General features: G+C 36.8%; 18 protein-coding genes. 14 read left to right on the forward strand and 4 right to left on the reverse strand.

Annotated features, from left to right (window positions below):
* Window positions 1-5: 5 nt before the first annotated feature.
* Window positions 6-7478: a DUF7507 domain-containing protein gene (locus ACLBXA_RS16880; RefSeq protein ID WP_447617327.1), complete on the forward strand. Its 7473-nt coding sequence runs from the start codon at window positions 6-8 to the stop codon at window positions 7476-7478.
* Window positions 7479-7527: 49 nt separating this feature from the next.
* Here ACLBXA_RS16880 and ACLBXA_RS16885 read toward each other — a convergent pair whose 3' ends face one another.
* The gene (locus tag ACLBXA_RS16885) at window positions 7528-8085 is read right to left on the reverse strand and encodes a CatB-related O-acetyltransferase (protein ID WP_000966311.1); all 558 of its coding nucleotides are present in this window, start codon (window positions 8083-8085) and stop codon (window positions 7528-7530) included.
* 110 nt (window positions 8086-8195) lie between these two features.
* Here ACLBXA_RS16885 and ACLBXA_RS16890 point away from each other — a divergent pair, with 110 nt between their 5' ends.
* From ACLBXA_RS16890 to ACLBXA_RS16930, 9 genes are all read left to right on the forward strand, one after another.
* Window positions 8196-8537 carry an ASCH domain-containing protein gene (locus ACLBXA_RS16890; RefSeq protein ID WP_001268365.1) on the forward strand — a complete coding sequence of 114 codons (342 nt, stop codon included), beginning with the start codon at window positions 8196-8198 and terminating at the stop codon, window positions 8535-8537.
* Complete coding sequence (locus ACLBXA_RS16895; protein WP_447617328.1) at window positions 8534-8929, forward strand: NUDIX hydrolase; 396 nt, start codon at window positions 8534-8536, stop codon at window positions 8927-8929. Before ACLBXA_RS16890 ends, ACLBXA_RS16895 begins: the two co-directional genes overlap by 4 nt.
* 86 nt (window positions 8930-9015) lie before the next feature.
* Complete coding sequence (locus ACLBXA_RS16900; protein WP_000070938.1) at window positions 9016-9636, forward strand: acetate uptake transporter; 621 nt, start codon at window positions 9016-9018, stop codon at window positions 9634-9636.
* 308 nt (window positions 9637-9944) lie between these two features.
* The gene (locus ACLBXA_RS16905) at window positions 9945-10388 is read left to right on the forward strand and encodes a flavodoxin (protein ID WP_001062758.1); all 444 of its coding nucleotides are present in this window, start codon (window positions 9945-9947) and stop codon (window positions 10386-10388) included.
* 16 nt (window positions 10389-10404) lie between these two features.
* A complete protein-coding gene (locus ACLBXA_RS16910) occupies window positions 10405-11304 on the forward strand; it encodes a WD40/YVTN/BNR-like repeat-containing protein (protein ID WP_000449483.1) in 900 nt (299 codons plus the stop codon).
* Between the two features lie 215 nt (window positions 11305-11519).
* Window positions 11520-11720 (forward strand): cold shock-like protein CspB, encoded by a 201-nt coding sequence (cspB, locus tag ACLBXA_RS16915; RefSeq protein ID WP_001179150.1) that lies wholly within the window; start codon window positions 11520-11522, stop codon window positions 11718-11720.
* Between the two features lie 187 nt (window positions 11721-11907).
* The gene (locus ACLBXA_RS16920) at window positions 11908-12753 is read left to right on the forward strand and encodes an exonuclease (protein WP_000786425.1); all 846 of its coding nucleotides are present in this window, start codon (window positions 11908-11910) and stop codon (window positions 12751-12753) included.
* Between the two features lie 192 nt (window positions 12754-12945).
* Window positions 12946-13107 carry a hypothetical protein gene (locus ACLBXA_RS16925; RefSeq protein ID WP_000387294.1) on the forward strand — a complete coding sequence of 54 codons (162 nt, stop codon included), beginning with the start codon at window positions 12946-12948 and terminating at the stop codon, window positions 13105-13107.
* Window positions 13108-13138: 31 nt separating this feature from the next.
* A complete protein-coding gene (locus ACLBXA_RS16930) occupies window positions 13139-13486 on the forward strand; it encodes a hypothetical protein (protein WP_000566111.1) in 348 nt (115 codons plus the stop codon).
* A gap of 253 nt (window positions 13487-13739) precedes the next feature.
* Here the strand turns inward: ACLBXA_RS16930 and ACLBXA_RS16935 are convergent, their stop codons facing one another.
* Together ACLBXA_RS16935 and ACLBXA_RS16940 are read right to left on the reverse strand one after the other, a co-directional pair.
* A complete protein-coding gene (locus ACLBXA_RS16935; RefSeq protein WP_000345047.1) occupies window positions 13740-14831 on the reverse strand; it encodes a DUF3900 domain-containing protein in 1092 nt (363 codons plus the stop codon).
* A 185-nt stretch (window positions 14832-15016) separates the two neighbouring features.
* A complete protein-coding gene (locus tag ACLBXA_RS16940) occupies window positions 15017-15346 on the reverse strand; it encodes a hypothetical protein (protein ID WP_000283708.1) in 330 nt (109 codons plus the stop codon).
* A gap of 380 nt (window positions 15347-15726) precedes the next feature.
* Between ACLBXA_RS16940 and ACLBXA_RS16945 the strand changes: the two genes are divergently transcribed.
* Together ACLBXA_RS16945 and ACLBXA_RS16950 are read left to right on the forward strand one after the other, a co-directional pair.
* Window positions 15727-16638, forward strand: coding sequence for a VanW family protein (locus ACLBXA_RS16945; protein ID WP_000488994.1), 912 nt, complete (start codon window positions 15727-15729; stop codon window positions 16636-16638).
* Between the two features lie 175 nt (window positions 16639-16813).
* Entirely contained in the window at window positions 16814-17722 is a 909-nt protein-coding gene (locus ACLBXA_RS16950) for a VOC family protein (protein ID WP_447617329.1), read from the forward strand.
* Window positions 17723-17769: 47 nt separating this feature from the next.
* Here the strand turns inward: ACLBXA_RS16950 and ACLBXA_RS16955 are convergent, their stop codons facing one another.
* Window positions 17770-18288 carry a GNAT family N-acetyltransferase gene (locus ACLBXA_RS16955; RefSeq protein WP_001103122.1) on the reverse strand — a complete coding sequence of 173 codons (519 nt, stop codon included), beginning with the start codon at window positions 18286-18288 and terminating at the stop codon, window positions 17770-17772.
* A gap of 291 nt (window positions 18289-18579) precedes the next feature.
* On the opposite strand from ACLBXA_RS16955, the gene ACLBXA_RS16960 reads away from it, so the two are divergent.
* Together ACLBXA_RS16960 and colA are read left to right on the forward strand one after the other, a co-directional pair.
* Window positions 18580-19257 (forward strand): MgtC/SapB family protein, encoded by a 678-nt coding sequence (locus ACLBXA_RS16960; RefSeq protein WP_000109726.1) that lies wholly within the window; start codon window positions 18580-18582, stop codon window positions 19255-19257.
* Between the two features lie 201 nt (window positions 19258-19458).
* Entirely contained in the window at window positions 19459-22374 is a 2916-nt protein-coding gene (colA, locus tag ACLBXA_RS16965; protein ID WP_447617330.1) for a collagenase ColA, read from the forward strand.
* The last annotated feature ends 229 nt before the right edge of the window (window positions 22375-22603 follow it).

Here is a 22603-nt window from a genome sequence, read left to right on the forward strand (position 1 = left end):
ATTGTGTGCCTTTTATAAATCGTTTTACGACAACAGTACCTGGTGCCGTCACGTTCACTGGGAATACACTGGGACTTAGTCCTACATCACCTGCACCAGGTAATATTTTTGGTACACTTGCTGTGTTTACGACAGTAAATACAGCATTGCAAGTACCAGGATTCCCAGCAGGGACAACAGATGAATGGGAATTGAATTCTTCAAGTGCAATTTTAAATCTTCCAGCGGGAAGCAGTGTGTTATATGCAGAATTAGTTTGGGCTGGTACGTTCCGGACTGATACGGAAGATGTGTTATCATTTTTAAATGATAACATTACATTTACAACGCCAGCAGGGACGTTTTCTGTTACGCCAGATCCTGTTACCGCGCAGCAAGGTTCAGTAGGAAACCAGTTTTATTATGCTCGCTCTGCCAATGTAACGAATCTTGTTAGTGCAGGTGGAGCAGGAACATATACAACGGGTGCTGTGCCAGCTGCAAGAACTTCAGCCGACCCAACAATCAGTCGTTCAGCTGGATGGACGCTTGAGGTTGTGTATCAAAATGCCAATTTACCACTTCGAAATTTGTCAGTATATGCAGGTCAAGAAATTATTGATGCTTCATCACCACCAGTTGATGCCACTATTTCAGGATTTGCTACTCCAGCTACAGGAGCTGTAACAGGACGAGTGCTCGTAACTGCTCAAGAAGGTGATTCTAACATTGTTGGAGATCAACTTCGCTTTGGACCGAATGCAAATGCTACAGTTGCATTATTCGGACCGAGAAATCCTGCGAATAATTTTTTTCAGTCACAAATTTGTAATGACAGTGGAAATTTAGATACGAGTGGCACGTTTGGAGATTTGAATCAGCCGTTAGGGATAGCTTTGGCCGTCCGAAGACAGGGGTGGGATATTACAAATGTAGATGCCTCCTCATCTTTAGTAAACAATCAAACATCAGCAACGGTTCGATTCGTTACTAATGGAGATGGATACGCTGCAGCTGGTTTTGGGGTTCAAATTGATGCAACGGGGCCAATTATTAATCCTGTTAAATCGGTCAATAGAACAGTTGCAGGAGTTGGAGATATTCTTACCTACACAATTACAGTTCCTAATACAGGTACAGGAAGTGCAGAAAATGTTATATTACAAGACAGTATTCCGAACGGAACGACGTTTGTTACAGGTAGTGTAACAGTAGGTGGAGTAACACAGCCGAATGCGAACCCTGCTAATGGAATTAATTTAGGCACAATCCCAAATAACACGCAAAGAATTGTTACATTTCAAGTACGAATAACATCGTTTCCGAACCCAAATCCTATTTTAAATCGTGCAATGGTGTCATATCAATTCCGTCCTTTCGTTAGTAGTCCTCCTATTACAAGTACGTCTTCTTCAAACACAGTACAAACGACAGTGAATCAAGCGACTATAAGTATGCAAAAATCTGTAGATTTACAGACGGCAACGCTTAATGATGTATTAACGTACACAGTTAATGTCACAAATAATGGGAACGTTACTGCAAACAATGTTATTTTTGTTGATAGTATACCTGCTGGAACAACATTTGTTCCAAATAGCGTTACAGTGAATGGAGTAGCACGCCCAGGAGCGAATCCAGCAAGTAGTATAAATCTTGGAAGTATTAATGCTTCGCAAACGACTATAGTGCGCTTTCAAGTTCGAGTAACATCTAATCCTCTTGTCAATCCAATTCCCAATCGTGCAAGTGCTACATTTACCTTTACTCCAGTGCCTGGTCAACAACCAGTTTCAGGGCAAGCGACAAGTAACACTGTAGTTACGACCGTTAACATAGCTGATATAAGAACGAGAAAAACAGTGGATAGAGCTTTTGCGACGGTAAATGATGTTCTTACGTACACTGTTACAATTGAAAATACAGGAAATGTACTTGCGACGAACGTTATTTTTCAAGATCCGACCCCAATTGGAACGACATTTATCGCAAATAGTGTGACTGTGGACGGGGTTTCACAACCTGGGGCAAATCCAGCAACTGGGTTTACAGTAGCTAATATATCTCCTGGCGGAAGTAGGACTGTTACATTTCGAGTACGAGTTACATCTACACCATCGGGAGGTACGATTGCGAATCGCGGAAATGTGTCTGCTAATTTCGTCGTTATTCCGAATCAGTCACCGATAACAATTAATAGACAAACGAATACAGTTGTGACACAAGTTAATACAGGCGGTTTAAATGTAATAAAAGAAGTGAATACAACGCAAGCGGCGGTAGGGGATACTTTAACATACACAATTGCCGTCCAAAATACAGGAAACGTTCCGTTAACAAATGTATTTTTCCAAGACCCTATTTCTTCTGCTGTTTCATTTGTTGCAAATTCTGTAACAATTAATGGAGTATCGCAAAGTGGATTGAATCCGAATACAGGATTTTCTCTTCCGAATATTCCTGCGGCTCAAACAGTTGTAGTCACATTTGACGTATTAATTGTACAGGATCCAGAAAATGAAGATATTTTAAATCAAGCAAATGTAACAGCAAGTTTTCAAGTGAATCCGAGTGAACCACCAGTAACCATCAATGTTCCGAGTAATGTTGTGAATACGACAGTACAAACAGGGAACTTTGAAGTTGTGAAATCAGTGAATACGGCTGTTGCAACTGTAGGGGATATTTTAGTATATACAATCGAAGTTATAAATGCAGGTAGTGTACCAGCTACAAATGTATTTTTCCAAGATTCAATTCCACAAGGGACATTATTTATTGAAAATAGTGTAGTTGTGAATGGTGTTTTACAAGAAGGGGCAGATCCAGAACTTGGATTCCAATTAAATGATTTGCCTACTGGCGCGAGTGTTATTGTTACGTTTGAAGTATTAATTGATGAAATTCCCCAAGGGAATAATGTCGTAAATAATGCGAATGTAACTGGAGATTTCCTTGTAAATCCAACAGAGCCACCGATTACTGTAACAGTACCAAGTAATACTGTTATGACGATTGTGAATTCTTCAGGGTTAAATGTAATGAAAAGTGTAAGTGCTACTGAAGCCGGTGTAGGAGATACGTTAACGTATACAGTTCGTATACAAAATAGTGGAACGGTGACAGCGACAAATGTATCATTCCTTGATCCGATTCCAGTTGGAACCACTTTTGTAGCGAATAGTGTAACAATAAACGGGACACCTCAACCAGGTTTAAACCCGACAATTGGATTTCCACTTGCTAATATTCCAGTAGGAGGTATGGTGACGGTCACTTTTCAAGTGGCAATCACGAGTGTACCACCAAATAGAGTTCTTCCGAATAATGCGAATGTAACTGCTGATTTCCAAGTAAGTCCTCTCCAGCCACCAATTACAATTGTAACGATTAGTAATATTGTTGTGACGCGAGTGAATGTAGGATCACTTAATGTAATGAAGAGTGTAAATACACCACAAGCCGGTGTAGGAGATACGTTAACGTATACGATTCTTATTCAAAATACAGGAACTGTTCCTGCAACAAATATTGTTTTTCAAGATCCAATTCCGTCTGGTACTGCGTTTGTAACAAATAGTGTGACGATAAATGGAGTTGTTCAGCAAGGTGCGGATCCTATGCTAGGTTTCCCGGTACCAAATATTCCGGTCGGGCAAACGGCTACGATTACGTTTCAAGTTACAGTGACGAGTGTTCCGAGCGGTGGAAATATAAGAAACCAATCGAACGTTACTGCAAGTTTTCTTATAAATCCAGCAAACCCTCCAATAACGACTGTTACAAATAGTAATTTTGTTGTGACGCAAGTAAACACAGCACAGTTAAATATACAAAAATCTTCATCTGTACAACAAGCAGCACTTGGAGAAACTTACACGTATTCTGTTGTCATTCGGAATAACGGTACAGTAACAGCAACGAATGTCTCTTTCCTTGATCCAATTGCTTTAGAAACAACATTTGTAGCAAACAGTGTAACGATAAATGGAACGCTACAACCTGGATTTGACCCAAATGTTGGTTTCCCGCTTCCTAATATTGCTGCTGGAACATCATTGACAGTAACGTTCCAAGTTACGGTAGTTGCACCGTCTACACGTGGAGCAGTATTAAATACAGCATCTGCTACAGCCACTTTCTTATTAAATCCTTTACAACCACCTGTAACAACCACGAATTCAAGTAATACAACGGTAGTTACAATACCGTTACCTCCTCCTGGTGAAGTAACAGCAACAAAAACAGTTGATGTTGCAACTGGGGCCGTTGGGGATGTATTAACGTATACTGTGCTCATTTCAAACGTAGGAATTATCCCTGTTACAGATGTGTTCTTCCAAGATGTCATACCAGAAGGAACGACGTTTGTTGACAATAGTGTAACGATAGGTGGAGTGCAGCAACTTGGTTTAAATCCAGAAATAGGATTTACAGTTACTCCATTATTAATCGCTGGTGGAAGTATTGAGGTCACATTCCAAGTGACGATTACAGAAATTCCAGATAATGAAGTCATATTAAATGATGCAGATGTTACATTTACTTCACAACCAAATCCGCAGGAACCACCGATTACGGAAACGATATTAACAAATTTAGTCGTTACGACAATTAATATAGCGTTTATTTTTCCATTGAAACTAGTAGATAAAGAAGTAGCGACGGTAGGAGAAATATTAACGTATGATGTATTGATTTTTAATTTCGGAACAGTGCCAGCGACGAATGTTCAATTTATCGATACTACTTCCGCGGGTGTAGCATTTGTACCAGGAAGTGTGAGCATAAACGGGGTACCAGCACCAGGATTAGATCCTTTCATTGGTTTTACAGTTCCAGATATACCTGTCGATGATTTTGTACTTGTCACATATCAGGAAGTGGTTACAAGCATACCAGAAGGTGGAACGATTGTTAATTTTGTAGACGTTACAGCTACATTTGCTGTAAGTGAAACAGAACCGCCTATTACGGAAACAACGACAAGTAATACGACATTAACAGAAATCAATGAGCCTGGTTTGAATGTTTTAAAATCAGTGAGTCAGCCGGTTGTTGCAGTAGGCGATACAATCACATATACAACAGTAGTTCAAAATACAGGAACAGTGCCAGCAACGAATGTTCAATATAGTGATGTATTACCTTCCTCTATAGCATTCGTGCCGAACAGTGTAACGATAGATGGTGTGTTACAACCTGGATTCAATCCGAATAACGGATTCCCGCTTCCAGATATAAATCCAGGTGAAAGTGTAGAAGTCACCTTCCAAGTAACCGTTGTTAGTGCGCCATCAAACGGAACAATTGCCAATACGGCAAATGTAACTGGAAGTTTTGTATTAGTACCAGGAGAACCACCAGTTATAGTAACAGAGCCGAGCAATACAACACTTACAACTGTAAATAGAGGGCAATTTAATGTTATTAAACAAGTAAATAGGGTTGCTACTCTCGTTGGAGATATATTAACGTATACGGTTCAAATAACGAATACAGGAACAGTAACAGCTAATGCTGTTCAGTTTGTTGATACCATTTCAGCAGGGGCGTCATTTGTACCAAATAGTGTAACGATAAATGGAGCCTCGCAACCAAACTTAAATCCAATTACTGGATTTGGAGTTGGAGATATACCGGTAGGTGAAACAGTCATAGTGACGTTTCAAGCGACAGTTACAAACATCCCGTCATCAGGAACAATTACGAACGTTGCAAATATAACAGGAAGCTTTACTTTAGTGCCAGGAGAACTACCAGTTATAGTAACAGAGCCGAGTAATACGACGATAACTAGAGTGAATAGAGGACGATTCAGCGTTATAAAATCTATAAATAAAGAAGCGACACGATTAGGAGATACGTTAACGTATAGTGTGCAAGTTACAAATACGGGAACGGTAACAGCAACGAATGTTCAGTTTATCGATGTTCCATCACCTAGTTTAGAATTCGTTCCTGGAAGTGTACAAATAAATGGGGTTCCGCAAGTAGGTTTAGATCCATTTGTAGGCTTTGCATTGCCTGATCTTGCAGTAGGGGATAGTGTATTAATTACATTTGAAGTAAATGTAATCGCAGTTCCGCCTTCTAGTAGCATTATGAATACAGCAAGAGTAACGGGAGATTTCGAATTGATTCCAGGAGAACCTCCGTCTACAATTACAAATTCAAGTAATACGACGGTTACGCCGGTAAATAGAGGCAGCTTAGATATGCTAAAAGAAGTAGACCATTCAGTTGTTGGTGTAGGAGAAACGGTAACGTATACTGTTCGTATATTAAATACTGGTACTGCTGATGCAATGAATGTTCAATTTATCGATGTGCTATCTCAGGAAGCTGATTTCATTCCAAATAGTGTAACGATAAATGGGGTTCCGCAACCGGGGTTAAATCCGCAGATTGGATTTACGATACCTGATATACCAGTTGGTGAGACGGCACTTGTAACATATGAAGCTACGATTACAAGTTTTCCGGATGGTGGAACAGTAGTAAACGTTGCTGGAGCGTTAGCAGAATATATTTTAGTACCAGGAGAGCCGCCAGTTACAGTGATGGACACGAGCAATACAGTTATTGTAACGGTAAATACTGCAATCTTATTTGTTGCAAAAGGAGCAAACTTTGAAGTAGCAATGATAGGGGATGTTGTCACTTACGGAATCGCTGTTATAAATGATAGTACAGTTCCTGTGACCAATATTGTGTTAACAGATATCATTGATCCGAATACGCTATTTATAAATGGTACGGTAACGGTAAATGATGTACCTCTTCCATTTGCTAATCCGAATACTGGTATTCCGTTAGGTGATTTTCAGCCAAATGATGCAGCAATTATTAATTTCCAAGTTGTAATAACAGGAGGGCAAGTAAATAATTTAGTTACAAATACCGCTACAGCGAATGGGCTCGCAACTGTAAATCCGAATGAGCCGCCAGTAGTAGTTGAAGGTGATAGTAATACAGTTGTTATCCCGTTTATTCCTCAAAATGTCTCAACGACAGTCGTAAAAACGGCAGATTTACAGGCAGCAACAATTGGAGATGTCATTACGTTTACGACAGTCATCACAAATACGGGTGATACTGTAATGCAAAATATTCGTTTTCAAGATATGTTAGATAGTAGTGTTCGATTTGTTCCTGGAAGTGTAACGGTTGATAATAGGCCAGTGCCGAATGTAAGCCCGGCAGTAGGGTTTCTTATCGGAATTTTAAATCCTGGTGAAGCAAGGACAGTTTCGTTCCAAGTAGCAGTACAGAGCGCGCCAAATGGCTCAGGAAATTATATAAATCAAGCGAGTATTCGTTTTGAACATCAAGTAGGCACAGTATTGCCACCTGTTACACAAATAGTAGAAAGTAACATAGTTGTCATTCCATTTGTTCCAACGATTGAACAAATTTGTGAAACAAACTTTAATTGCTTAGATAAAATTCCATTTCAATGTTCTCCGTGTAATCATTTGCATGGACATAAAAAATAAAAACAGAAAGAGCATCCTGAAAAATAATTGGATGCTCTTTCTGTTTTAATCATATAGATTCATTTTCGGGTGAGGTGAAAAATTCGTCGGTTTTGTCGGAGAGTAGTAATGGAATGGCTCCTTTTATAACAGAAATGTCCCAGTCCCACCATGCGAGATTCTCTAGTTTGTCAATCGTTTCTTGTGGGAAACGATATCGAACAAATTTTGCAGGATTACCAGCTACAATTGCATACGGGGGTACGTTTTTTGTAACAACGCTTCTGGCGCCGATAATGGCCCCGTTACCAATTGTAACACCAGATAAAATGCAGGATTGATAACCGATCCATACATCATTGCCGACTACGATATCACCTTTTGAAGAAGGGTGACCAGTAATATGTGCTCCTTCATCAAAAAGTGCATTAAATGGATAAGTTGTTATCCAGTCTGCGCGATGTTCACCGCCGAGTATGAAAACGACTTCTTCTGCTAATGAACAAAACTTACCTATTTTTAATTTTGTTTCATCGTTCCAAGAAAAAATGGTTGGCCCTACTTTACTATAAGTATAATCACCAATATCATATTTATTATATTCAGGTTTTTGATTTAAATATAACATGCTTCTTCAGCCTCCTTTCTCAATTAAGCGATACGTATGGAATATTATATGCAAGATGTAGTAATGTGAACTGTATTAATAGGTGAAATGAAAAAAAGGGAGTGGGATGTATGCGATACGAAATGGGTTTATATAATAAACCGTTTCAGTCAATTCAATCAGGAAAAAAAGTATATGAAGTACGCCTATACGATAAAAAACGTCAACTAATAAACAAAGGCGATGAAATCGTATTTACGAATCTTACGACGACAGAAATGATGACGGTAAAAGTAACGGAAATAAAGCGATACGAGAGCTTTAAATCTATGTATGAACAAATTGATAAAAAATTATTGGATTGTGAGAATGATAGTTTAGAGGAAATGTTAGAAAGTACATACAAAATATATACGAAAGAACAAGAAAAAGAGTGGGGAACAGTCGCGATTCGTATTGAGGAAATAAAATGATAAGAAATCGCGGGGCGGCTATCATTGTACACGAAGGGAAAATTGCTCTTATAAAACGTATTCGAGAAGAGGAAACATATTATGTTTTTCCTGGCGGAGGGGTTGAGGAAGGTGAAACGCCTGAAGAGGCAACGAAAAGAGAGGTATATGAAGAATTAGGGCTACATATAAAAGTGGAGCACCTTATTGCAAAGGTAAAATATAAAGGAAATGAATATTATTATGGTGCCTATATTACAGGCGGAGTGTTCGGAAGTGGAACAGCTGAGGAATTTCAGCGGGAAGGTAGAGGAAGTTATATTCCGTTATGGCTACCGATAAACGAGTTGGAAAAAGTGAATATAAAACCTTATGAAGTGGTCGGAAATATATTTAATCATTATAAAATATAACGTCTGACAACATACAAAAAAAACCATTGACATAGGCTTCTGATTTAAGTATTGTATTCGAGTATGTTTATAATCAGGAGGTTTATATGAGCAATCAAACTACTACACATCATGTGAAAATGACAACAGCGGATCCATCTGGAATTGGTCTATTTGGATTAGCAATGGTAACACTTGTAGCATCATCTCAAAAGTTAGGCTTAACAGATGGCGTTTCACTTGTATTACCATGGGCAATCTTTTTAGGAGGATTTGCACAAATCTTTGCTTGCATTCACGATGCAAAGCATAACAATACATTCGGTACGACAGCATTTGGTGCGTACGGCCTATTTTGGTTAGGTGTTGGAATGACTTGGTTAATTCAACTTGGAGTATTTGGCGAAAAATTAGCACAAGCTGCAGATTCAAAACAGCTTGGTGTAGCCTTTATCGGATATTTGATTTTCACAATCTTTATGACGATTGGTGCAATGGAAACACATAAAGTATTATTTATGATCTTTGTCCTTATTGATTTCTTATTTATTGGTCTTTCATTAAGTACTTTAGGTGTTATGCCGCACGCAATGCATAATTTAGCAGCATATTCTGAACTTCTTATTTCATTATTATCTTTCTACGGTTCAGCAGCAGCAGTGTTAAATACACACTTTGGAAAAGTTGTTTTACCAGTAGGAAAGCCTTTTGGTATTTTTAAAAAGTAATAAAAAAGCACAGATGATTGTATAGTCATCTGTGCTTTTTTATTTATCCCGCTATTTGCCGGGCAGTAAGACCCCCCACCTCAAAATTCAGTGGAAGCAAAGAAGTTAGGTGAGGGCCCTGCTGCCCGTAAAAGTCCGATTGGTTCAACTAATAATGAGTGGGGGATGAACAAAACTCCCACTCATTAAAGTTTCACTTTATTTGAAATAAGTAATATAAATAAAAGTAGAAAAAATCAATTGAAATTGATTCTCATTATTAATATAATGAGAATGAGAATCATTTATTGTTAGAGGGGGATGCCAAAGTGGCAAAAATTTTAATAGCTTATGCAAGTATGTCAGGAAATACAGAGAGTATTGCTGATTTAATTAAAGTTAGTTTAGATGCTTTTGATCATGAAGTAGTATTGCAAGAAATGGAAGGCATGGATGCTGAAGAATTATTAGCTTATGATGGAATCATTTTAGGATCTTATACGTGGGGCGATGGTGAATTACCATTTGAAGCGGAAGATTTTCATGAGGACTTAGAAAATATAGATTTAGCTGGGAAAAAGGTAGCGGTATTCGGATCAGGTGATACGGCGTATGAACTATTTTGTGAAGCGGTAACGATATTTGAAGAACGTCTTGTAGAACGCGGTGCAGAGCTTGTACAAGAAGGGCTGAAAATTGAATTAGCTCCAGAAGATGAAGAGGATGTTGAAAAATGCAGTAATTTTGCAATTGCATTTGCTGAGAAGTTCTAAGAATGGGAGTGTCAACGTGGAGACAATGTTAAGTGCAACTGCTATTGCAAAGTTAAGAGATGGAAAACTGTTGTTAGCTACTACATATAATGGCTTATTTATTGAACAAGACGGAGAATGGAAACGAATTTTAAATGGTTTTCAAAAACGAATTAGGGATTTACATAGCGAAGATAATGTAGTTTATGGTGTAGGTGACGAAGGGATTTTTATTCGTAGTATGAATGGTGGAGAGAACTGGACAATTCAGCGTTTTCCAACAAAAGCAACGAGTTGGAATGTATGTAGCAATGTACAAGGAACTGTCATTGCTCATGGAGAAAAAACGCTGTATCTTTCTAATAATTTCGGTTCGACATGGGAGACTATTCATCCGTTTCTTGAGTATGGCAGTGCGGCACCGTCTATTCGATCGTTATTTTTATATAAGCATTACTTATTTATTGGTACGAAAATACATGCTAAATATGGTGGTGTTTGGCTCTTTGATTTGAAGACACGTAAATTAAAGAGGATTAAAATTGCGATGAATCAAATGATCTCCGCGTTGACTTTACACAATTCTTATTTAGTAGCGGCAAGTGGATCGTGCAAGGGAGTTAGCGGGAATATTTCTTATTGTAAAATAGATGAAAGTATTGCGAGTGAAAAAATATATTGGCATACATGTCAAAGTGAGCAGAAAGCAAGTAGTTATTTAGACTTAAGTGTAGATCAACATGTTTTATATACAACTTCAACACAAAATAAGGCGGGTATTAGTAGTGTGTGCCGTGTGCTTCTTGACGAAGGTATTGTTACAGTATGTGATTCAGTTAAAGGGCACGGATGGCGCATTGTTAATCAAAAAGATGGTTATGTAGTAGCCGGATCAGGCGAATTAAAAGCAATGCAGTGGGAACAAAAAATAATTTAAGAAAAAAACTTTACTTTTATTATATTGATATGATATAGTGTATTTAAACCATTTTACTTTTAATAATATAGAGATTTAAATGAGCTGTAACTTCCGAGGAGGATAGCAATGTTAAATCTCCTCAGGGGTTGCAGTTTTTTAATATCTGGCTTATTATTGTAAGGTGGTTGAAAATGAATATGTACATATAGGTACATTGTAGGAGGATTTTTTTCATGCAAAACGGTAAAGTAAAATGGTTTAACTCAGAAAAAGGTTTCGGTTTCATCGAAGTTGAAGGCGGAGAAGACGTATTCGTTCATTTCTCAGCTATCCAAGGCGAAGGCTTCAAAACTTTAGAAGAAGGTCAAGAAGTTACTTTCGAAGTAGAACAAGGTAACCGTGGACCTCAAGCTACTAACGTAAACAAGAAGTAATTTTTGAAAAAAGAAGGGCTCGCCCTTCTTTTTTTTGCATTTTTATAGATGTCCTCCTACTTACATATCATAACGAGACTGAATTTTCATTTATTTATTCGGAGTATTTTTGTATAAAGTACATGAATAAATAAATACTGAAAATAGAGTGTTTGTGTGAAAAGGAATTTAGAAAGAGGTAAATAAATTGAAAAACGCTACACATTTCATTGTGTTTGATATTGAGAGGAATTTCAGACCGTATAAATCAGAAGATCCGTCAGAAATAGTTGATATCGGAGCTGTAAAAATAAAAATAGGTACAATGAAGATAATTGAAGAGTTTTCGGAGTTAGTAAAACCAAGTGCACGATTAACTCGTCATACGACAAAATTGACTGGAATTACAAAGGAAGATTTAATTGGTGTAGAAAAATTCCCTCAAATTGTAGAGAAATTTATTCAGTTCATCGGCGAAGATTGTATATTTGTTTCATGGGGAAAAGAAGATTATCGCTTTCTATCTCATGATTGTGCATTACATGGTGTTGAATGCCCAAGTATAGAAAAAGAAAATAGAATTGATTTGCAAAAATTTGTTTTCCAAGCGTATGAAGAATTATTTGAACATACGCCAAGTTTACAATTTGCAGTAGAACAGCTCGGTTTAACATGGGAAGGGAAACAGCACCGAGCTCTAGCAGATGCTGAGAATACAGCAAATATACTTCTTAAAGTATATAGCGAGAGAGATATTCATAAACGGTACAAAAGACATGGCGAACTGGAACTTGTAAAGGACGGGAAACTAACGGAAAAAGCGAAAAAAAAGATGCGAAAATGGGTGTTTAAAGAACTAAAGAAAAATACAGAACGCTCTTTTGAATGGAGTACATTTGAAAGTAGTGACACGTGGGAAAGTATTACGGAAAGATATTATATAAGTGAAAATACAGTAGAACTGCTGAAAAAACATTTTCGTACGGCAGTGCGAAAAGCAGAACGGCAGATTAGGTATTTGGCTGAGATGGAGGAGAATGTAGAGGTTAAATGACATTCTCCTTTATTTCTAGCTACATAAATTTAACATCATTATATTGATGGATGAATAAAGTATTCATATTAAATAGGAATTGATTTGTTGTGATTGGGCCATTATAATTGCTTTGAAAATTAAGGGGCGGTAAGAATTTTTAAATACATTCATAAAATTAGAGCCCATAGAAATGAAAGAGGATACAGTTAAATGGAAGCAATCTTTAACATTGTAACAGTTGTAGTTTTGGGGATAATATTTACCACGCTATCAGCAGTAATTATACTTCCTTTCATAGCAAAGAAGAAGAATTGGAAAAAGCTTAATATATCTTTAAAGCGTGGTGTATTAAAGATTAAAATCGAAGAGTAAAATATGAGTTTTATACAAGGGAGGTGTGATAGTGATAGACTTGGATATTAAAGACGTCACCGTACAGATGGAATTAAACGGTGTCTTTTGGAATGAGGATGGGGTTGCTGAAATGACGGTGACTACAAAAGCTGAGCATTCTCTTCTTCTTCGTTTAGTAGTTGACTTAAAAAGTAAAACTATTAGGGCGACAAGTGCCGACATAGTAAATGGATTCTGCCCTCTGTGCAAACAGAAAAAGGACAAATGTAGTGAACTTAATGACTTGCAAAACAAAATGGAAATTTTAGAAGAAGCCTACGATTGGGTGAGAGAGCATCCGGAATATCGTTTTCAATTATCTTTTTACGAGTATAATAAATTTGAGGTAGTGAAGTGAAGTTTTCATTTTACCAACATACATAGTGACTACTCTAATGGAAATACGCTTGCACAACAAGGAAGGAATTTACTTGATTCTGCGACAATTGATATCTTGAATCAATAATAATTTTTAAAAATAAGCATATTTTTGTTATAAATCAGGAAAAACGATTCTATTAAGAATCGTTTTTTAATATAAACATCAACTAAGCTCAAAATAAAAGAGCGCTTATTAAAAGCGCCCAATAAAAACAGATATATGGAAGGATTTATTCAATCCCGTTCGGATCATACGAATACTGTTGCTTATTCTCAATCCGCTCAATCACATCTTGCAGCTCATCTGGCTTCAGAAACTCAATAGGAGAGAAGCCCTTTTCAAATGTAAGTGTGTCTGCTTCAATCATAAGTACATATCGGTCATTTACCTTCGCAATATGTATTTGATCCCCGAAATCAGCAAGTAACGCCTTCACAGAAATATGGTCTGCTTTTAGCTTTAATTCCACTTCAGGAGCATGCTCAACGATTTGAGCGGTAGCTTCCATTACTTCTTCGGTTGAAAATTGTTCCATAATTTCGCGTTTCGGACTGGCAGCCCATACTTCCATCGCTTGGTCGAATTGTTCGCGTTCTTCTGTACCTTCTTCAAATACATCTTCAATTTGGTCGTATACCATGTCCATTACTTGTGTTTTCATAATTTCAGGCATAGAGCGTTCATATTCGACGAATTTTAAGAAGTCTTCAAAGTAGCGGGCGTGTGATGCTTGGTGAATTTTTAATTCGCCCACTTCGACCATACCTTCTTCAGGCATGTACGGATATTGGATAGATTTCATATTCTTTGTTGTGATGGCCATTTCAACGTTACGAATCAGTGTTGATTCATCAGAAATAGAAGCCACCTTTGGTTCGAAGTCGCATTTCATTACAAATACGAATGGATCATCAAAGTATTTGCGTAGTTTTGCCTGAGCAATTAAAAATACACCACCGCGTACAGCGCTTGTGTCAAGATATGTATAAACGAGAGGTTCGCTCATATCTTTAAAGTTTTCCTTTGTTTCTGCAAAGCGAATACGATTAAAAAGGTTGTAATGAGGGTTTGAATCAAGTTCGTGCCCTTCCTCTACAATAAAGCGACCAATTTTTGTTGGGGCTTGTTCTGTTTTTGCATGACGTTCTACTTTTCGCTTCGATATTTTTAATAACTCACCATTCAAAAATTCTTTTAAGGAGCTATCTTCATATTCTTCAGCGTCTAAAGTTTGAAAATGTTTGTAGCGTTTATCAACTGCTTCACCTTTTCCTTCTACTTGTACAACATAAAAGGAAAGATAATTTATTTCAAAATCCATATTTATCACCTTGTTTCATTTCATTAACTCTTATCAGTATAGAGATGGAAAAAACTTTCGTCAATTTATATAAGGAAGGGGGAGCCCCTTCCTTTATATAATTTTTATCCCGCTATTTGCCGGGCGGGCTGCCCGTAAAAGCCCGATTGGTGAAGGTTGATTAAAGTTTCACTTTATTTTCTCGATTAAAATCCGTCTTCTAATGCTGCGAATGGAATGTTTAGTCTGTTTTCTACTGTGCGTAAACGTTGGTTTAAGCGGTTTAGTCTACGTGTATGGCGCTCAACTGTATTTTCTAGTTGACGTACTCTTTGTTCAAGCTCATTTACGCGTCTTTCTAATTGACGATTTCCAGTGCCAGGAAAAGAGATTGGAAGTTGGAATTGTCTATTTTGGTCATATGGATTCGTTTGCTCTGCGTGATCTATATAAGATTGGTATTGTGCTTGTAAGTCATACTGTGGTTGTTGGTACGCATATTGATTATATGGATCATATGGATTGTAGGGATACATAATAACATCCTCCATTTCTTTAAAATAGGTTGAATTCACCATAATGTATGTGCAAAAGCGGAGCGGTGGCACGGCAAATACCTATTTATGTTGAGGGATTTTTCTTTATAAAAAATAGCTTGAGGGTTTTTGATTTGTATTTCTTTTGCTTAATGGTATATACTGGATAAAAGGGAGAGTTTACATAAAAGTTACAATTCTATCAAACTCAAACTTTTATGTAAATATGTATAGACATTTGTAAAAGAAAAGAGTAATTTATATAGAGTGAAAAATAACTTGTAACATTTTATAAACATATTGTAAAATGATTGTAACAAAACATACATAAAAATGAAATAAATACATAATAGTGATGTTGGGGAAAGGGAGAGAGTATATTGTTCCGTAAAGTAAAGGGTATATTAGTTGGGGTGTTATGTGTAGCTGTAGTGAGTGGCTGTGGTACAAAAGTAAGTGATGTTGCATTGGTAAGTGATATTGGTGGGCACACTGTAGAGGCTAAAGCAGAAGTGCAGGATACTATTAGTTTAGTTGATGGTCGAACTGGTACTGAAGTGAAAAAATTAGATTTATCTGGTTTAGGCTATTTTGAAGATGAAGCGAAATTTAAAAAGTCTGTAACAAAGGTTGTTGGTGAGGTTGGAAAAAGCGTCGACAAAAAAATGGTTCCTTCACGTATAGCACCTGATGGAAGTTGGCAAGAAGGAAAACCTTCTTATGAATTAATGGAAAAAGAATTAGTAGATAAATTGTTAAATGTGGGTATGTGGGATGCTACGTATCAGTTGCCGATCGTGGAGAAAAAACCAGTCGCAACATTAAGTGATGCGCAAGGAAATGGTACGGTAATTGGTAGATATGAAACGAACTTAGGCGGTTCAACAGGTGGCCGTATTGAGAATATTCGTTTGTCAGCAGCGAGTATAAATGGAGTTGTGTTAGCAAAAGGAGACCGTTTCTCTTTTAATTCATTAATCGGTGATACAACACCAGACAAAGGATATCAATTAGGGAAAGAAATAGTTGATGGTAAATTAGTAGATGGATACGGTGGTGGTGTTTGCCAAACATCTTCAACTTTATACAATGCAGCAGATCAAGCTGGCCTGAAAATGGTGGAGAGAACTACACATTCTAAAACGGTAGGTTATGTTCCTCAAGGAAGAGATGCTACAATTGCATATCCATATTTAGATTTAGTATTTGAAAATACGAATGATGCACCTGTGAAGCTTTATATGGGCATTCAGGGTGGAAAGCTAGTTGCTGAAGTACATAAAATGAGATAAGCGTTAAAAAGCCCCCTTTTCTGAAAGTTAGAAAAGGAGGCTTTTTTTATTATGAAAATAAAAATGCATGTAAATTCTGACTTTTCTTATTTACATAGGATGATTTTAGTTGTATCCTTCATAGTAACGGTTATATGTAATGGTAAAATATAGGGATAAGGAGATGAAGTTATTCATGGTACGAATTCATCCGAAAACACGTATTGGTCATGTTGAATTTAAAGTGAAAGATTTAGAGCGTCAAATTGCTTTTTATGAGAATGTTGTAGGATTAGAGGTAATTAAGCAAGAGGGGAATAAAGCATATTTAGCAGGAAAAGGTAGTAAGAATACATTACTTGTTCTTGAAAAGATAGAGGACGGGGTACTGCAAGAACCGCGTACGACTGGTATATATCATGTAGCCTTTTTAGTTCCGACTCGTGAAGCTTTTGCTTCTGCGCTATTTGGGGTTCTTCGTAATAAGAATGTAATTGACAGCCCAGCTGAGCAAGAAGGGCGTTATACATATTCAAATGAAATTTTACCAATCTCAAGGTTTAACAGTGCAAGTGATCATACATATAGCGAAGCGTTTTATTTGCAAGATCTAGAGGGGAATGGTATTGAAATTTATGCAGACCGTCCGCGTGATCAATGGGGAGAAGGACCAGGAGGAAGTACGCCACTAGATTTAAAAGAGCTGGCAACACTCGTTGATTATGAGGCTGATGGATTACCTGCTAATACTGTCGTTGGGCACGTACATTTACGAATAGCTGATGTAGAAAAATCACACGAGTTTTATGTAGAGACAGTAGGGTTTGAAGTGCAACAACGTGAAGATGACTGCTTATTCATTTCTGCAGGAGGATATCATCACCATATCGGTGCAAATACGTGGAACGGAGTAAATAATCCACACCCACCAGTACATGCAACTGGACTAAAGGTATATACAATTGTACTACCGCATAAAGAAGCGTTAGATGCAGTGAAAGAAAGATTAATAGAAAAACAACATGAAATAAATGAAACTACAAATGGGTTTACGGTAGTAGATCCAAGTGGTATTACAGTGCAGTTTGAAATAGAAGCAGTGTAAAATAAGCGAGAAAGTGTATAATCACTTTCTCGCTTATTTGTGATCATTCATAGCTCAATCCAATATCTTCTTACTACATTCCCATCTTCCTCAGTGAAATCATCATCACGAAGCCCGCCGTTATGTAAAATCGTTTTTTCAGAAGCGGTATTCACTGCGTCGCAAACGACAAGTACTTTCGTGATGTCTAATTCCTTCGTTTTTTCTAATGATAATGCTAGTAATTTCGTAGCATAACCTTTTCTTCTTTCAGAAGGGCGAATGCCATAACCGATATGACCGCCAGCGTTAAATAGATGTTCAGTTAAACTATGACGTATATTAACAGCTCCGACAATTCTATTATTATTTGTAACGAGCCAATATGTAGAATCTGGTACCCAAGTTTCAGGGATATTTATTCCGTTATGCGCATCGAGAAGTTCTTGAACCATAGCTGGGAAGTTAGCAGGATTTTTTGAGATAACCCACGGGATCATTGTTTCACCGCTATCTTTCCATTCGTTATAGAAATCTAAGTATTCTTCTTGTAAATCAGTAGTAGGTGTAAGTAACGAGACGTTCATTGTTAGTAAGCTCCTTTGTTTATGTAGTATTTATAAAAAAATTATGACACAAAATGAAAGCGTTTTCTTAAGTTTCTCAACCTAATTTCATGTAATTCACCTTTGATTTTTTAGAAAATTAGTGAAGATTTAAAATTAGAAGTTATTTATTTTATGTTAATATTTTAAATATTAACATAAAATGGTCGGAGTATTAAGTGTATTTTAGTGGTATTCCTTCATGTTGATAAATGGATGTTTGTGATAATTTTTGTTTTATCTATCTATAATGAATGAAAGGGGGAAGTGCCCGTGAGTGTAGATTTTGATTTTATTATACGAATCGGTGTTGCTGGCTTGTTAGGAGCAATGATTGGTATTGAAAGAGAAATTCGATCGAAAGAAGCTGGATTAAAGACTCATTTCCTCGTAGCGGTAGGAAGTGCGTTAATAATGGTTGTTTCGAAATATGCCTTTTCAGATATTGTGTATGAAGAGCATACGTCTCTAGACCCAAGTCGGATTGCAGCACAAGTCGTTAGTGGAGTTGGTTTTTTAGGTGCAGGCACAATTATTATTCAAAAGCAGGCGGTGAAAGGATTAACGACCGCGGCTGGTTTATGGGCTACTGCCGGCATAGGATTAGCAATTGGAGCGGGAATGTATGTAGTAGGGATTGGAGCGACGATTCTCGTTTTAATTGGTTTAGAAATTGTGAGTCGTATTTTTAAGGTGCAATTTTTATTTCCACAAAATATAACGGTGCAAATGTGTATAAATAAACATGAAGCGGTACAACAAATAGTAGAAACGCTACAAGTGAAAGGCATTCCAATAGTTTCATATGAGGTGGAGGCTTCACAGCAAGGTACAGAAACTGTTTATAAGGTAGGGATGCAACTGAAAAATATATCGTCAGAAGAAAAGAATGAGTTTATTCAGTATATGCAAACATTACCGGAAGTTACGTTTATAAAGTTAAAATCATAGTGTTGAAAACGAGGATAGATGTAGCAGGAATTTTGCTATTATCTATCTTTTTTGATATAAAACGCACATAAAGTCAAGTGCTAATTTTGCGCAGCAAGGATACATATGTGAACGTTCCCTTATTTTTTCTCAATACAGGACAAAAAGTAAAAATAGTAAAATAATGGAGCGGGACACTAAAAATGTAAGGTAGGGGAGAGTATGAAAGGCTATTCAAAAAAAATGTTAGTAGGGGTAAGTTTTGCTAGTTTAATGTTAGGGAGTTTTCAAGGGGTAAGTTTGGCAGAAGATACTAAGGGAGAGCAAGTTTCTTATCGAAATGTACTCAAAATGGAGCCAGTCGGTGTACAACTACCAGTACAAGAATTAGCTCATTCATCGAAATTGCTCGAAAGCAAGTCTTTTGAGCAAAGGATACAATTTGCTGATTTATCACAAAGACCGCCTGAGGTAAAAAAGGAAAGTAAGCAATTAGCTGTAGCGAAAACTTATACAATTGCTGAATTAAATCAATTAAGCAATCAGCAGTTAGTAGATTTACTTATAACCATTGATTGGGAGCAAATTACGGGGCTATTTCAGTTTAATACAGACAGTCTAGCATTCTATCAAAATGATAGTAGAATGCAGGCGATTATTGATAAATTGAAGCAGCAAGGACAAGCCTATACGAAGGATGATTCAAAAGGGATTGAGACATTAGTAGAGGTATTACGTTCAGGATTTTATTTAGGATTTTATAATTCGGAACTTAGTAAATTAAATGAACGGAGTTATCATGATAAATGCTTACCTGCATTAAAAGCGATAGCTAACAATTCAAATTTCAAGCTGGGTACATTAGAGCAAAATAGAGTGGTATCATCATACGGAAAGTTAATAGGAAACGCTTCGAGTGATGTGGAAACGATAACATCGGCTGCAAAGATTTTTAAACAATATAATGATAATTTCTCTACATTAGTAGATAATCTTTCAGCTGGAAATGCTATTTACGATATTATGCAAGGTGTTGATTACGACATTCAATCGTATTTGTACGATACGAGGAAAGCACCGAAAGATACAGTATGGTATCAGAAAATAGATAGTTATATTAATGAACTAAGTCGTTTTGCATTAATGGGAACGATTACCGCAAAAAACGGTTGGCTTATTAATAATGGCATTTATTATACAGGTAGGCTCGGTTCGTTCCATAGTACAGGAACGAAAGGATTACAAGTTGTAACAGATGCGATGAAAATTTATCCGTATTTAGGGGAGCAATATTTCGTAGCTGCTGAGCAAATCGCGACGAATTATGGCGGAAAAGATGCAAATGGTAAAGTGGTGAATTTAGATCAAATAAGAGAAGATGGAAAGAAAAAATATTTGCCAAAAACGTATATGTTTGATGATGGGGCAATTGTTTTAAAAGCTGGAGATAAAGTGACAGAAGAAAAAGTAAAACGTTTATATTGGGCGGCAAAAGAAGTGAAGGCACAATTCCATCGTACGGTTGAAAGTGATCAACCTTTAGAAAAAGGAAATCCTGATGATGTATTAACGATGGTTATTTATAATAGCCCAGCAGAATATCAGTTTAATCGTCAATTGTACGGATATGAAACGAATAACGGTGGTCTTTATATAGAAGGAACAGGTACGTTCTTTACTTATGAGCGTACGCCAGAAGAAAGTATTTATAGTTTAGAAGAATTATTCCGACACGAGTTCACGCATTATTTACAAGGTAGATATGAAGTACCAGGGTTATGGGGTCAAGGGAAAATATATGAAAATGAAAGATTATCTTGGTTTGAAGAAGGGAATGCTGAATTTTTTGCAGGGGCAACGAGAACGGATAATGTTGTACCGAGAAAGAGTATTATAGGAGGATTATCTTCAAACCCAGCAGAGCGTTATACGGCAGAGCGAACGTTAAATGCAAAGTATGGAACATGGGATTTCTATAATTATTCCTTTGCTTTACAATCGTATATGTACAATAAGAGATATGATATGTTTGATAAAATACATGATCTTATTAGGAAAAATGATGTAACAGCATATGATGCATATCGCTCTACATTAAGTAAAGATGCGAATTTAAATAAAGAATATCAAGATTATATGCAAATGCTATTTGATAATCGTGAGAAATATAACGTACCATTAGTATCAGACGATTATTTAGCAAATCATGCACCGAAACCAGTTTCAGATATTGCGGCAGAAATAACGGCGGAAGCAAAATTGAAAAATGTATCAGTGAAGAAAAATAAATCAAAGTTCTTTAATACATTCACACTACAAGGAACATATACAGGAACTGCAGCAAAAGGAGAATATGAAGATTGGAAAATAATTACACGAAACGTTAATGATACGTTAAAACGTTTAAGCGCAAAAGAATGGACAGGCTATAAAACGGTAACAGCATACTTCGTAAATTATCGCGTGAATGCATCAGGACAATTTGAATATGATGTTGTGTTCCACGGTATTAATACAGAAGAAGGTGCAGAGAATAAAGCGCCAGTTGCGGTTATAAACGGTCCGTATAGTGGAAATGTGAATGAAGCAATTTCATTTAAAAGCGACGCATCAAAAGATGAAGACGGGAAAATTACTTCATATAAATGGGAGTTTGGAGACGGTACTGTAAGTAATGAGCAAAATCCAACTCACGTATATACAAAAGAAGGAGCGTATACAGCGAAATTAACAGTAACAGACGATAAAGGAGCAACTAATACTGCTACAGCGACTGTAACTGTTCAAAAGAAAGAAGATAACAGTTTAGAAAAAGAACCGAATAACTCATTCCAAACAGCAAACAAACTGCAGTTAAATCAAGTTTTACGTGCTAGTTTAGGAAATGGAGATACAAGTGATTTCTTTGAAATTAATGTGGAGACTGCTAAAAATCTTCAAATTAACGTAACGAATGAAAATAATATCGGAATGAACTGGGTACTTTATTCTGAAGCAGATTTAAATAATTATGTTACGTATGCTCAGCAACAAGGGAATAAACTAGTAGGTAGTTACTACACGTATCCAGGGAAGTATTATTTACATGTGTATCAGTATGGTGGTGGAACAGGGAATTATACGGTGGAAGTAAAGTAGTAAAAGGGGAGTTGTCTTTTTTAATGAACGGCACAAGGTCTGTACTTTAATGAAAAAACAACTGTAGGAAATGTCCCTAACGATAATAACAAATTAAGTGTCGAGAGATGCTATATTTACATTAAACAAATCTAATTAGTAAAAGAGATAAACTATTATTTCATCCAGATGTAAGAAAAGTTATAAATATTAAGTGCGTTTACTGTAATTAAACTAAAGGATCAGAGTG

Source organism: Bacillus sp. D48C, from assembly GCF_053345735.1.